This window comes from Sphingorhabdus sp., assembly GCF_044239005.1.
GTDB lineage: Bacteria > Pseudomonadota > Alphaproteobacteria > Sphingomonadales > Sphingomonadaceae > Sphingorhabdus_B.
In genome coordinates this window covers 1-12,799 of record NZ_JBIICH010000013.1, presented here as the reverse complement: position 1 = coordinate 12,799, position 12,799 = coordinate 1, and the positions used below count along the sequence as shown (strand labels likewise).

Annotated in this window: 15 protein-coding genes and 1 pseudogene; 5 read left to right on the top strand and 11 right to left on the bottom strand. The window is 57.1% G+C overall.

The features are described 5' to 3' along the window. The first annotated feature begins 126 nt into the window (after positions 1–126). The 4 genes from ACILQA_RS02060 (at position 127) to ACILQA_RS02045 (ending at position 3,601) form a co-directional block, all read left to right on the top strand. Entirely contained in the window at positions 127–654 is a 528-nt protein-coding gene (locus ACILQA_RS02060) for a DUF3617 domain-containing protein (protein WP_395628188.1), read from the top strand. 8 nt (positions 655–662) lie between these two features. After that, positions 663–1,826 (top strand): serine hydrolase domain-containing protein, encoded by a 1,164-nt coding sequence (locus ACILQA_RS02055; protein WP_395628187.1) that lies wholly within the window; start codon positions 663–665, stop codon positions 1,824–1,826. Between the two features lie 85 nt (positions 1,827–1,911). Next, a complete protein-coding gene (locus ACILQA_RS02050; RefSeq protein ID WP_395628186.1) occupies positions 1,912–3,246 on the top strand; it encodes an amidohydrolase in 1,335 nt (444 codons plus the stop codon). A 34-nt stretch (positions 3,247–3,280) separates the two neighbouring features. Then, positions 3,281–3,601 carry an HNH endonuclease gene (locus ACILQA_RS02045; RefSeq protein ID WP_395628185.1) on the top strand — a complete coding sequence of 107 codons (321 nt, stop codon included), beginning with the start codon at positions 3,281–3,283 and terminating at the stop codon, positions 3,599–3,601. On the opposite strand, the gene ACILQA_RS02040 is transcribed toward ACILQA_RS02045, so the two are convergent. The 6 genes from ACILQA_RS02040 to ACILQA_RS02015 form a co-directional block, all read right to left on the bottom strand. Then, positions 3,598–4,080: an SgcJ/EcaC family oxidoreductase gene (locus tag ACILQA_RS02040; RefSeq protein WP_395628184.1), complete on the bottom strand. Its 483-nt coding sequence runs from the start codon at positions 4,078–4,080 to the stop codon at positions 3,598–3,600. The genes ACILQA_RS02045 and ACILQA_RS02040 overlap by 4 nt on opposite strands. Before the next feature lie 34 nt (positions 4,081–4,114). Then, entirely contained in the window at positions 4,115–5,104 is a 990-nt protein-coding gene (locus ACILQA_RS02035) for a TerC family protein (RefSeq protein WP_395628183.1), read from the bottom strand. A gap of 71 nt (positions 5,105–5,175) precedes the next feature. Further along, a complete protein-coding gene (locus tag ACILQA_RS02030) occupies positions 5,176–5,346 on the bottom strand; it encodes a DUF465 domain-containing protein (RefSeq protein ID WP_395628203.1) in 171 nt (56 codons plus the stop codon). 259 nt (positions 5,347–5,605) lie between these two features. After that, positions 5,606–6,445 carry a 2,3,4,5-tetrahydropyridine-2,6-dicarboxylate N-succinyltransferase gene (gene dapD, locus ACILQA_RS02025; protein WP_395628182.1) on the bottom strand — a complete coding sequence of 280 codons (840 nt, stop codon included), beginning with the start codon at positions 6,443–6,445 and terminating at the stop codon, positions 5,606–5,608. Then, positions 6,442–7,116: a pyrimidine 5'-nucleotidase gene (locus ACILQA_RS02020; RefSeq protein WP_395628181.1), complete on the bottom strand. Its 675-nt coding sequence runs from the start codon at positions 7,114–7,116 to the stop codon at positions 6,442–6,444. Before ACILQA_RS02020 ends, dapD begins: the two co-directional genes overlap by 4 nt. 106 nt (positions 7,117–7,222) lie before the next feature. Continuing rightward, positions 7,223–7,591, bottom strand: coding sequence for a hypothetical protein (locus ACILQA_RS02015; protein WP_395628204.1), 369 nt, complete (start codon positions 7,589–7,591; stop codon positions 7,223–7,225). Between ACILQA_RS02015 and ACILQA_RS02010 the strand changes: the two genes are divergently transcribed. Continuing rightward, positions 7,590–9,785 (top strand): S8 family peptidase, encoded by a 2,196-nt coding sequence (locus tag ACILQA_RS02010; RefSeq protein WP_395628202.1) that lies wholly within the window; start codon positions 7,590–7,592, stop codon positions 9,783–9,785. The two genes, ACILQA_RS02015 and ACILQA_RS02010, sit on opposite strands and share 2 nt — an antisense overlap. Here ACILQA_RS02010 and ACILQA_RS02005 read toward each other — a convergent pair. The 5 genes and pseudogenes from ACILQA_RS02005 to sufC form a co-directional block, all read right to left on the bottom strand. Then, complete coding sequence (locus tag ACILQA_RS02005; RefSeq protein ID WP_183939052.1) at positions 9,782–10,138, bottom strand: iron-sulfur cluster assembly accessory protein; 357 nt, start codon at positions 10,136–10,138, stop codon at positions 9,782–9,784. The genes ACILQA_RS02010 and ACILQA_RS02005 overlap by 4 nt on opposite strands. Next, a complete protein-coding gene (locus tag ACILQA_RS02000) occupies positions 10,135–10,602 on the bottom strand; it encodes an SUF system Fe-S cluster assembly protein (RefSeq protein ID WP_395628180.1) in 468 nt (155 codons plus the stop codon). The genes ACILQA_RS02005 and ACILQA_RS02000 overlap by 4 nt, the downstream gene beginning before the upstream one ends. Continuing rightward, positions 10,599–11,801, bottom strand: coding sequence for an aminotransferase class V-fold PLP-dependent enzyme (locus tag ACILQA_RS01995; protein ID WP_395628179.1), 1,203 nt, complete (start codon positions 11,799–11,801; stop codon positions 10,599–10,601). The genes ACILQA_RS02000 and ACILQA_RS01995 overlap by 4 nt, the downstream gene beginning before the upstream one ends. A 124-nt stretch (positions 11,802–11,925) precedes the next feature. Continuing rightward, positions 11,926–12,648, bottom strand: a complete 723-nt coding sequence (locus tag ACILQA_RS01990) for a SufD family Fe-S cluster assembly protein (RefSeq protein ID WP_395628178.1) — start codon at positions 12,646–12,648, stop codon at positions 11,926–11,928. Between the two features lie 2 nt (positions 12,649–12,650). Then, positions 12,651–12,799: pseudogene (sufC, locus tag ACILQA_RS01985) on the bottom strand (Fe-S cluster assembly ATPase SufC); the annotation flags it as partial.

Sequence of the window (12,799 nt, the reverse complement as noted above, 5' to 3'; positions counted from 1 at the left end):
CGTGGTCTATGTCATCACCTGTGCCAAGGAACACCAAAACCACAAAAGGGGTTCTGATCGCCTGTTGCCTTTTTGATAAGTCAGGGACACAAGAAGGAAATGACAACAGAGCAAGAAAGACAACCCATGCACAAGTTCCTTTTATTGGGCGTTGCGGCGTTGGCGATTTCAGCCTGTTCGGACAAAGGCGCTGACACCGACAGCAAAGAGCGCGCCGCCGAAATGGATTATGACGCGTTTATCCCGATGAAGGCCGGGCAGTGGGAAACCAAGTTTGTCTTCACCGACATTGACGTGCCGACGCTGGGCAAAGCGGAAAAGCAGCAGATTATGGACGAGGTCGCCAAGGGCGCGTCTAGCCGCAGCTGCCTGACTGAGGCAGAAGCCAAAAAGCCAAGTGCAGATTTTTTTGGCGGCAATGGCGCGGAGAAATGCGTGTATAAGGCATTTGACGTTTCGGGCCAAAATATCCGGTTGAAGCTGTCATGCGGCATGGAAGGCATGGGCAGCGTCGACATGGAGCTTGCGGGCGTCATGGGCGAAACCGCATTCAATTATGACAGCAAGTTCGATGTCCGTCTGCCGATGATTGGCAAGGTGAAGATGCAGGGCAAAGCAACCGGCAAATATGCAGGCCCCTGTCCGGCGGCATGATGCAGGGGATGAGACTGTCTTGGAATAGGACGCGGCTCGCGCCTTTCATCGCGGCTTTGTCTTTGTGGTCGGCGGCGCTTGGCGGCTGTGCAACAACGCCTGCCTTGGCTGAACGCGCACTTCCTGTGGCGGCTGAGGTCCGGGTTGATTTTACCGCTGACGGCATCACGCACGGGGTTGCGCAAGGCGATGCTGGTGTTGCAGGCCGTGCGGTAACGCTGGATGACCCTGCGCGCGTTGCTTCGATCTCGAAACTGGTGGTGGCGATTGGAGCGATGCGGCTGGCGGAGCAGGGTGTGCTTGATCTTGACCGTGATGTCGGTCTTTATCTTGGCTGGCCCGTGCGCAACCCAGCCTTCCCTAATACGCCGGTGACCATGCGTGCCTTGCTGTCCCACCAAAGCGGGCTGCGCGATTCCGTCGATTATATCGTGCCGCTGGATGGCAAGTTGTCCGACGTCATTGCCAACCCAAAAGCGTGGGATGCTGCCCACCCGCCGGGAAGCTATTTTTCCTATGCCAATATCAATTCGCCCGTGATCGCGGCGGTGCTGGAAAGCGCCACGGGCGAGCGGTTTGACCGGTTGATGGCGCGGCTGGTGCTGACACCGCTTGGGCTTGATGCCTGCTACAATTGGGGTGCCGGGTGCAGCGAGGGACGGCGTGCGCAAGCGGTCACTTTGTTGCGCCCAAATGGCGATTTGGCGCGCGATGCGGCCATGAAGGGGCCTGACCCTTGCGCGGTGTATCCTGCCACCAACGGCAGTTGTGATGTTGATGCGCTATACGTTCTTGGGCGCAATGGTTCGGCGTTCAGCCCGCAAGGCGGCCTGCGCATTTCGGCGCGCGACCTTGCCAAAGTGGGCCAATTGCTGTTGCGTCAGGGCGCGCCATTATTGTCGAAACAAAGCTTCGCCGAAATGACCGTACCAGTATGGACGTTCAATGGCTCAAATGGCGATGACGACAAAGGCTATTTCACGGCATATGGCCTTGGCGTGCATTGGTTGGAGGACAATGCGGGCAATCGATGGTTTGGCCATGTCGGTGAAGCATATTCGCTGCGCGCCGGTTTTTGGATTAACCCGGCGCAAGGCAAGGGATTTTACCGTTATGTAACGATGGTCGATGAATTTTCACCCGTCGGGCATTGCTTTGACCGGTGCCCGTGATAGCGTAGCATTCAGACCAAGGCGGCCTCACCCGACAGGGGACATTTGAGCCGTCGCATAACAGATACAATGGGGGACAATGATTATGATGAAAAAGACTTTGTTGGGCGCGCTTTTGACAAGCGCATTAATAGCCACACCAGCGGCGGCCCGCCCCGACTATGCGGATGCCGTCAAAGCAGACTATGATAAGTCGCTCGCCAGCCTGTGGGACCATTTCCACCGCAACCCTGAACTGTCGTTCCGCGAATATAAGACTGCCGCCCGGATGGCACAGGAACTGCGTACCGTGCCTGGCATGATCGTGACTGAAAAGGTTGGCGGAACCGGCGTTGTCGGCATGCTGAAAAATGGCGATGGTCCCGTCGTGCTTGTCCGCGCGGATATGGACGGATTGCCCGTGCAGGAACGCTCGGGCCTCGCCAACAGCTCGACTGTCCGACAGGTTGGTGTTGATGGCCTTGAAATGCCCGTCATGCATGCCTGCGGCCATGATGTGCACATTACCTCTTTGCTCGGCACGGCGCGGCAAATGGCGCGTATGAAAGACCGGTGGAAAGGCACAATCCTGTTCATCGTCCAACCCGCTGAAGAGCGCGTTGGCGGTGCCAAGGCCATGGTGCAGGACGGTCTATACACCCGTTTCCCCAAGCCCGATTATGCGCTGGCCTTCCATGTGGCAGCAGAATTGGAAACGGGTAAAATCGCAGCATCGGAAGGCATCCAATATTCGTCCGCTGACAGCGTCGACATCCGCGTTCCCGGTATCGCCACGCACGGCGCTGCGCCGCATCTTGGCCGCGACCCCGTCTACATCGCGTCGCAGATCGTCGTTGGTCTGCAATCGATCATCAGCCGCGAAAAGGGCCCGTTGGACGCGGGCGTGATTACCGTTGGCGCATTCCACGCTGGGACCAAGCATAACATCATTTCCGAATATGCCGATTTACAGGTGACCGTGCGTGCCAATAGCCAAGCGGTTCGGGATCAGCTGATTGCTTCGATTGAGCGTGTGGCAAAGGGCATTGGCGCGGCGCACGGCCTGCCCAATGACAAGCTACCTATCGTAAAGGTCAACGAAAGCACGCCCGTCACCGTCAATGACGCTGCGCTTGCCCGTCGCTTGAACGGTGCAATTGCGACGGCATTGGGTAGCGATGTTGTTGTGCCCTTCCGCCAGACAAATATGGGCGCAGAGGATTTCGCGTTCTTCGTCGATCAGCAATTTGGCATCCCGGGATATTATTTCGCGGTCGGCGGGACAAACCCCGAATGGATTGCGGCTGCGAAAAATGGCGGACCAGCCGTGGCCGGTCACCATTCGCCCTTGTTCAAGATCGATCCCGAACCGTCGGTCCGCTTGGGCATCGAAGCGATGACGGCCGCCGCGTTGGATTTGCTGGGAACAGGCAAGAACTGATTGCGGATATCTGGCAGGTTACGGAGCGGCGACAATGGCGCGAAAAAATCGCGATTTTTATGACTCAGACGAAGAGTCTGTTACGCCCGAAGTAACCTGCTGGCTGTGTTCGCGCCCGATGGGGGAGGTCACCGAATGGCATCACCCTGTGCCCAAGAGCCGGGGTGGCAAGGAACGGCAGCCGGTGCATCCGATTTGCCATCGCACCATTCATGCCAATTTCACCAACAGCGATCTCGAAAAGCGTTTTGCAACCGCTGATGCGTTGTTGGCGCATGAAGAAATCGGACGGTTCGTGGCATGGATTGCCAACAAACCGTCCGACTTTAATGCGCCGACGAAGGACCGGCGTTAGCCAGCTTTTTCAGGCATCATCGACGAGTGTAGATGGTCGATTTTCCACTTTCCATCTTCGATACGATAGATGAACGAATAACGGGCCTTGATGTCTGTTTTCGCACCCGTTGAAGGGTCTGTTACGGTTACCGTCCAAGTGCCGAGCCGTGCTGCCATGTTGCAACCGATCTTGACCGTGCTGCTGTTGATGGTTCCAACTGGGCTGGGTTTTAGGAAACCGACGAAATAGTCACGGATACCCGCATGGTCGGTGCGTGGCGTGTTGGAAACGGTAGCCAGCAGGACTGCGTCCTTTGTGAACAAGCTGGTGACCGTGTCTGGATTTTTGGATGCCCAAGCGTTGTTGAAATCATTGAACAGCGATTCCACTTGCGCTTGGTTGACGGCCGCGCACTGCATGGGTGCCGCGGTTTTAGCCTGAGCCGGAATGGCGATTACCGATGCAACTGCAACTGCGCTTAACATAAGTTTATTCATCTCAGTTTTCTCCTCTTGGTCGCTAAAGTAAAAACTAAAGCGTGTGATGTGATTGATCCTGTCCGCGCGTTTTCCAGAGCGAAAAGAATATGCCTCCTAAAATCAGGCCAAAGGTGACGCCCAGGCTCAGGACGGGCGGGAACTTGTCGCCGTCCATCACAAAGTCTGAAACAAAGATCTTTGAACCGATGAAGACCAGAACCAATGCCAGCGCATACTTAAGATAATGGAAACGATGGACCATCGCGGCGAGAGCGAAATACAAGGCACGCAGGCCCAAAATCGCCATGATGTTTGACGTGTACACAATGAACGTGTCCGTGGTGATGGCAAAGATCGCCGGTACCGAGTCCACTGCGAACACGAGGTCGGCGAGGTTGATGACGACAAGCGCGAGGAACAATGGCGTCGCAGCGCGCACCATCTTGCCGGTCTTGTCATCTGGTACCTTCACAAAGAACTTCTCGTCATGAAGCTCTTTGGTCACGCGCATATGCCGGGAAATAAATTTGACCACCGGGTTCTTGGCGACGTCCATTTCCTGATCGCCAGAAAACAGCATCTTGATGCCGGTTCCAATCAGGAAAGCGGCGAAGATATACAGCGTCCAATAATATTCCTGCACAATGGCAGCGCCAGCGGCAATCATTAGGCCACGCAAGACGATGACGGCGATAATGCCCCATAGCAATGCGCGGTATTGGTACTTTCGTGGAATCGCGAAGAAGGTGAAAATCAGGCTGATGACAAAGACATTATCAATCGACAGCGCCTTTTCGATGAAAAAGCCCGTGTAATATTTCATGCCCATGTCGGCCCCTTTTTGGAACCAGACCCAAAGGCCGAACAGCATCGCAATACTGATGTAAAACGCCGATAGCTTAAGGCTTTCGGCGATGCCCATCTCTTTGTCTTCCTTGTGCAAAATGCCAAGGTCAAACGCGGTGAGCGTGATTACGATGCCGATAAAGGCCAACCAGAACCAAACCGGTGTGCCCAACCAGTCCATCATCAAAAATTCCATGAAATCATTCCCTGTATTGTACGTGCCGACGCCGCGCAGATTGAAACGCACGCGGCGTCAGCTTTCAAATATTAAGCCCTTTTAAGGCGTAGACGACGGCCAAAGGAGGTATGCGCGTGGCGCGCTAACCGATCCTTGATCGCTAGCTTCAGCCGTTTCAGTTTTTGGATCCGAAACACGTCTGGCCAGCGCCGAGAAATTTCGGCGCGCAGTTCGCGATCAATTTTTTGGTGATATTGCATCAATCGAAATGACGAAAAAGTCATCACTACATCCTCTTGAACATTGTTTAAGTTCAATCGGATGTTCCGGGCACAGACGAGCGTATTTCGGGGGGTTTGAAGACCGCCTGACCAGTGCACCGGAAACATCCGATGCGGCCGACATCACGTTCCTTCCGAAGAAGCGAAGCGCCAGAGGGGCCCGGTCCGCCCGCATCGTCTGGAGTAAATCCGTCCGAATTGCAAGTCCGTTTTGATCGTGCTTGCTCGGTTCGGCGAATTAATCCCTCAACAGGTCGTTGATTGCGGTCTTTGCGCGGGTCTGTGCATCGACGCGTTTGACGATGACCGCGCAGGAAAGATTTGGGCCTGGGCTGCCGTCGGGAAGCGCTTTGCCCGGGAGCGAACCTGGCACAACAACCGAATAAGCCGGAACGCGGCCGACAAAGATTTCGCCTGTTGTCCGGTCAATGATTTTGCTGGTGGAACTGATGAAAACGCCCATCGAAAGCACTGCGCCTTCTTCGATGACGACGCCTTCTACAACTTCTGACCGTGCGCCAATAAAGCAATTGTCTTCAATGATGACAGGGCCAGCCTGCAGTGGCTCAAGTACGCCGCCAATGCCAACGCCGCCCGACAGATGGACATTTTTGCCAATTTGCGCGCAGCTTCCGACCGTTGCCCATGTGTCGACCATGGTGCCTTCATCAACGCGTGCGCCGATATTTACAAAGCTGGGCATCAACACAACATTCTTGCCGATGAAGCTGCCGCGCCGCGCGACGGCGCCGGGCACAACGCGGAACCCTGCGTCGCGGAAACGGCTTTCGCCCCATCCTGTAAATTTGGAAGGGACCTTGTCATAGGCAGGTGCGCCCGCTGCACCGCCATCAACCACGACATTGTCATTCAACCGGAACGACAACAAAACAGCCTTTTTCAGCCATTGGTTGACCTGCCAACTGCCATCCAGCTTTTCCGCAACGCGCAGTGACCCGTCATCCAGTCCAGCCAATGCGGTTTGTACGGCGTCGCGCACCTCGCCTTGGGTGGCGCTGCTGATCGCGTCACGGGCGTCCCATGCGGCGTCAATGATGGCAGTTAGTTGTCCAGTCATGCGGCTCTTTCAAAGCTGTGAATTTCCGATAGCCATTGGGTCACATCGGAAATTTCATGGTCGATATGGTCTTGATGGGCTGCGCTATCAGCTTCGCCTTCATGTTTCACCCAAATTGTGCGCATGCCCAACGCTTTGGCGGGGACGAGATTATGTGCGGAATCTTCCACAAAAAGTGCCCGCGTGGCGTCGATCCTCAATTCGCTGCACAAGGCGTCGTAGCTGCCGGCGAAAGGCTTTGGCATATGCTGCATCCGGTGGATGTCAAAAATATCCTCAAACACATTGTCCAGACCGCGCGCGGTCAACACACGCTCGGCATAAGGTGCATCAGCGTTGGTGAAGATAATTTTGCGGCCCGGTAACGCATGAATATGCCCACGCAAATCCGGCGCGGGTTGCAATAGGCTCAAGTCAACCTCGTGGACGAAATCGAGATAGCCGTAAGGGTCAACCGCATGTTCGGCCATCAGCCCGCCCAATGTCGTGCCATATTTCTTCCAATAACGATGCCGGATTTCATGCGCCTCGACGGAGCCAATTTTAAAATGATCCTCGACATATAGCGCAATGCGGTCCCGGACTTGCGCCATGATATTCGCCTCCGGGCCATATAAGGTGAGGTCGAGATCAAAGATCCATGTGTCGATATCGGTGAAAGGCGTTTGCATCGACGGCGCCTAACAACATACCCTGCGTTACTCAACGGGCATGTTGCGTCTACCGAAAGAGAATCATATATTAACCATTCTTTGGATGAATGTCTCTTTCCCATGACTATGTTGCGGATATGACTAAAGCGCGGGTTGATCGCAAAATAGCAATCGGCACATCGGTTGTTTTTGCACTCGCACTGTCTGCATGTGGCGGCGGCGGCGTGAATTCGACCCCCGTGCCGGTTCCACCCACGGCCGAATCGCCCCCGCCCCCAGTTGTTGTGACGCCGCTGCCTTCTGTAGTCCCGCCTCCACCTCCCCCGCCGGTGGTCGTCGCGCCCCCGCCACCTCTGCCCCCGCCGCCGCCGCCACCTCCGCCGCCCCCGCCGCCACCGCCGCCACCGCCGCCGCCTCCGCCACCTCCGCCCCCGCCGCCCCCGCCGCCCCCGCCGCCGCCACCGCCGCCACCGCCGCCGCCGACGAATTTCATAACAATAGAATATTTCCAGTCAGATGGGCCGAGCGTTCACCGTGCGATCACGGCTTATCAGGCAGGCGCTACCGGGCGAGGCGTAACCGTTGGTGTGATCGATTCAGGGATTGATCCTAATAGCCATGAGTTCACTGGCCGCATTCATGCACAGTCGGGCGATGTAACGGGTGCGGGTAGGCCACTTGGTGATGACGACGGACATGGTACTGCGGTAACGCGGGTCATTGCAGCCGCCAAAGATGATCGCGATGTACATGGCATTGCCTTTAATGCGACAATATTAGCGCTTCGGGCGGATCAGGCGGGAAGCTGTACCACGGCAGCCCCCGGCAAAGATGCGGCTTCATGTTCCTTTCTGGACACCTCCATTGCAGCAGGGGTCGACCGTGCGGTCGACAATGGCGCGCGTGTTATAAACATTTCACTCGGCGGTGCGGGCGGTGCGAGTTCGATATTACGGGCTGCGATAAATCGCGCGACCTTGGCCGGAATCGTCGTCGTTGTATCCGCTGGTAATGAGGGCAATGAAGCTTCGTCTGCCTTTGACCCGAACAGCCCAAGCCCCTTTGCGCAAGCTCTATTGGCCAGCGGAAACGGGCTTGTTATCATTTCGACATCTGTCGATGACAATGATGTCATATCCAACTTTAGTAACAAGGCGGGTGTCGCGCAAAATGCAGTGTTGTCCGCATTGGGGCAAGGCATTTGCTGCGAATATCGGAACGACACCATCTATCGTTTCGTCGAGAATGGTCAGTCACTTATCAGAGTTTTCAATGGCACGTCTTTCTCTGCGCCACAGATTTCGGGAGCTGCAGCTTTGCTGGCGCAAGCCTTTCCCAATCTCACGGGCGCACAGATTGTAAATCTGCTCTTGTCATCAGCGCGCGATGCGGGCGACCCCGGCACCGACGCAATTTACGGACGCGGCATATTGGATATTGCACGTGCCTTCGCGCCCTCCGGAACGACGTCATTGGCGGGCACAACAATAGCCGTTCCGCTTTCGGGCGATGGTGGCACAACAAGTGGCCCGATGGGCGATGTTGCGATGTCCAATCGTCCCGTGAACGCGGTGATCGTGGATAGCTATGGCCGTGCATATGACATCGACCTTGCGCATGGTTTGAATGCCACTGCGCCCCGGTTGCGTTTGACGCCTGCGCTTATCCATCAGGACCGATCGGTCAGCGCGGCTCTTGGCACAACCCAAATTGCATTTTCGATCAGCGACAGCGGCGCCGGCACAGCCAGCATATTGCCGCTCGCGCTTTCGGACGGGCAAGCGCGACAGGCGCGGTTGTTGGCAGGCCGGGTCAGCGCAGCAATTACGAAGGATACCCGCTTTAGTCTGGGCATCCGGCAAACCGCCGCCCATCAGGTTGCGGCCTTGCAAGACATGGCAAGCAGCGCCTTTTTGACCGCTGGTGCGGCGCGGATGGAGGGCGGGTTTGAACGCCAGCAGGGCAATTCCTTTGCCCTGCGACAGCAATTGGGTGCTTTCGGACTGACCGGCAGCGTCGAACATGGCGACGCCCGTCTGTATGAAGGGGCCGGAGACGAATATCTCCGCCGGGGTGCACGCCAATATCCCTATGCAACATTAGGGCTCTCGCTGGATCGCAAGATCGGGCCGGCCAGACTGGCGCTGGGTGCCAACTGGATGCGTGAAGATGAAACGATCCTCGGTGCCCGCTTTGCCAACTTCATCGGCCGCGGCGGTGCGCGCAGCCTGTTCGTCGACGGCAATATGGAAGCGACCTTGGCACAGGATTGGTCCATCGGCACCAGTTGGCGGCAAGGATGGACCTATGCCAATGCGGGTTCGACACTGACGGGACAAAGCCTGCTGAAGAGCAACGCATTCTCCTTTGACGTCACACGGGCCAATGCGTTCGCGCCCGGCGACCGGCTGGCGTTTCGGCTTGCCCAACCGCTGCGTGTCACCAGCGGCGGTCTCACGCTAAATGTGCCCATTGCCTATGATTATGCGACGCTTACCCCGACATTCGGCATCAGACGCTTCAGTCTTGCGCCGCAAGGCCGCGAAATCGCGAGCGAGCTTGCGTGGATATTGCCAATGAGCGGCGGCTATCTCTCGTCAAACCTGTTCTGGCGACAGGAGCCGGGGCATTTCGAAAGCGCGCCGAATGACATCGGCGTTGCATTCCGGCTGCAGTTCGGTTTTTAAACCGTAAAGCTCTCGCCGCATCCACAACTGCCGGTGGCGTTGGGATTATTGAAAACAAAGCCAGCGGCGAATTCATCTTCGACCCAATCCATGATGGATCCGACGAGATAGAGAACCGAGCCGCCATCGATATAGAGCACGCCGCCTGGCGTTTCGATTTTTTCATCAAAAGCGATGGCCTCGGACACATAGTCGACCGAATATGCGAGGCCCGAACAGCCCCGGCGCGGCGTGGACAGCTTTACGCCAATCGCGCCTTCGGGTGCCTTGGACATCAGCTCGGCAATCCGCGCTTCCGACGCGGGCGTCAGGATGACTGCAGCGGGGCGAACGCGGGTCTTTACATCGGTCATAACATTCCAAGCTCCAGACGGGCTTCATCGGTCATATTGGCTGGCGACCACGCGGGTTCCCAAACCAAATTTACTTCAGCATCGCCAATGCCCGGCACCGCGCCAACGCGCAGTTCAACTTCGCCCGGCATGGATTCTGCCACCGGGCAATGCGGGGTCGTCAGTGTCATCGACACGAGCGCATGGCCGTCATTGATCTCGACATTGTAAATAAGCCCAAGGTCATAAATGTTCACCGGAATTTCCGGGTCGTAAATTTCCTTAAGCGCGGCAATGACCGCTTCGTACAAATCGCCGTCGGGTTCGCCCGGTGATGGCGCAGCAGGTTTCTGCGCGAGAAACCCTTCCAGATAATCCTTCTTGCGGGCCAATGTCTCGCCAGGCGTTTCGATGGCGTTTTCCACGCGCGCACGGGGCGGCTTTTCGACGCTATCAACTTCTTCTATCCGGATGTTCTCGTTCATCCAAAAATCCTTTTCACCCGTTCCAGCCCGCGCACCAGCGCTGCGACATCATTTTCGTCATTATAAATACCAAAACTCGCCCGCGCAGTGGCGGGGATGCCCAGATGGTCCATCAGCGGTTGTGCGCAGTGATGGCCGGCACGAATGGCGACATTTTCTTCGTCCAATATCGTGCCGATATCGTGCGGATGGATGCCCTCCATGCTGAAGGACACGATGCCAGCGGACTTTTCCGGACCGTATAAGGTGACCGAATTGATACCGCGCAAGGCGTCGCGCGTTTGCGCGGCGAGCGCGCTTTCATGCGCAAATATCGCCTCGGGACCAAAGCTGTCGATAAAATCGATCGCGGCGTGCAGGCCGATTACCTCGATAATCATCGGGGTGCCCGCCTCAAACCGCGATGGCGCCGGGGCGTAAGTCGTCTTTTCAAAGGTCACACGATCAATCATCGCGCCGCCGCCTTGCCATGGCGGCATAGAATCCAGCGTTTCCGCCTGTGCCCACAACACGCCAACACCGGTTGGGCCATATAATTTGTGGCCGGACATGACGTAAAAGTCGCAGCCAAGCTCGGCCATGTTCAGCCGCATACGCGGTGCGGCCTGACAGCCATCGAGCATGAGCTTGGCACCAACAGCATGTGCAGCCTTGGCCGCACGCTTTACGCCAAGGACCGACCCAAGCACATTGGACACATGCGCCAGCGCGACGAGCTTATGTTGTTCAGTAAGGTTCGCTTCCAGCCAGTCGAGGTCAATCAAGCCATCGTCGGTTAGTGGGCAGACGTCGATATGCGCGCCGACCTTTTCCGCGAGCATCTGCCACGGCACGATATTGCTGTGATGCTCCAACCGGCTGAGCATGATGCGGTCGCCAGCGGTCAGATTGGCGGGGCCCCAGCTTTGGGCGACCAAATTGATGCCCTCGGTCGCGCCGCGCACGAACACGACTTCGTTCGGTGATGCTGCGCCGATGAACCGCGCCACGCGCTCACGCGCCGCCTCAAACGCGACCGTCATATTAGCCGAGCGGGCATATACGCCGCGGTGGACGGTGGCATAATCGGCGCCACCGGCACGCATCATCGCGTCGAGCACGACCTGCGGTTTTTGCGCCGTCGCGGCGGTGTCGAGATAATGCCAGTTGTTCGCAAGGCCGGGGAATTGGTCGCGGATGGGTGAAGCAGACATCAGCATAGCAACACACCGTCATGCTGAACTTGTTTCAGCATCCATCGTGCAACTGAGACCGAAGCTCTGCGAGGCGAAATAGACCCTGAAACAAGTTCAGGGTGACGACGATTTAGGGGGAACCGTGCGCTCACACCAAATCCCCCAATTTGGCCAACGCCGCTTCGGTCAGCGCCTCTTCATCAGCCGCGCCTTCGAACACGCCCGCGACAAAGGCCTGCAACATCAGCTTCTTTGCGTCGGCAGGGGTAATGCCGCGCGCTTGCAGATAGAAAAGTCCCATGGCGTCCAACTCGCCAATCGCGCAGCCATGGGCGCATTTGACGTCGTCGGCGTAAATTTCGAGTTCCGGCTTCGCGTTGGCCGTCGCGCTGCGGTCCAGCAGCATCGCTTTGACGGACTGCACGCTGTCGGTTTGCTGGGCATCGCGTGCCACGGCCACTTTGCCGAGATAGGTGCCGGTCGCCGTACCCGCCAAGACGGAGCGGACGATCTGCGATGATGTCGCGCCGGGTTCGGCATGGGTGACAGTGGTAATGACCTCAAGCGTTTGCGAAGCACCGCCAATTTGCACCGCGCCAAGTTTGAAATCAGCACCCTCGTGCAGTGTGACGTTAAGCTCCACCCGCCCATAATCGCCGCCGATATTCAGCACATGGATTGCGGCGGTGGCGCCTTTGCCAATCGCGATGTCCAATTGATGGATAGTGCCGCTGTCCTGAATAATCGTCCGCGCAAAGGTTCCACCCGCAGGCACGATGATGCTTTCGGGCGCAGGCAATGGCCAAGCCGCCTCGACGGCGGCAATGTCGCTGTAGCGCCATGCTTCATTATGGCGGGTCGGCGCGGACATGCTCAAGCCGCCAATTCCTTATACCCGTCACGCTCCAGCTCAAGCGCGAGCTCTGCACCACCGGTCCGCGTGATGCGGCCGTCGGCGAGGACATGCACAAAGTCGGGTTTCACATAATCGAGCAGCCGCTGATAATGGGTGATCAGCAGCA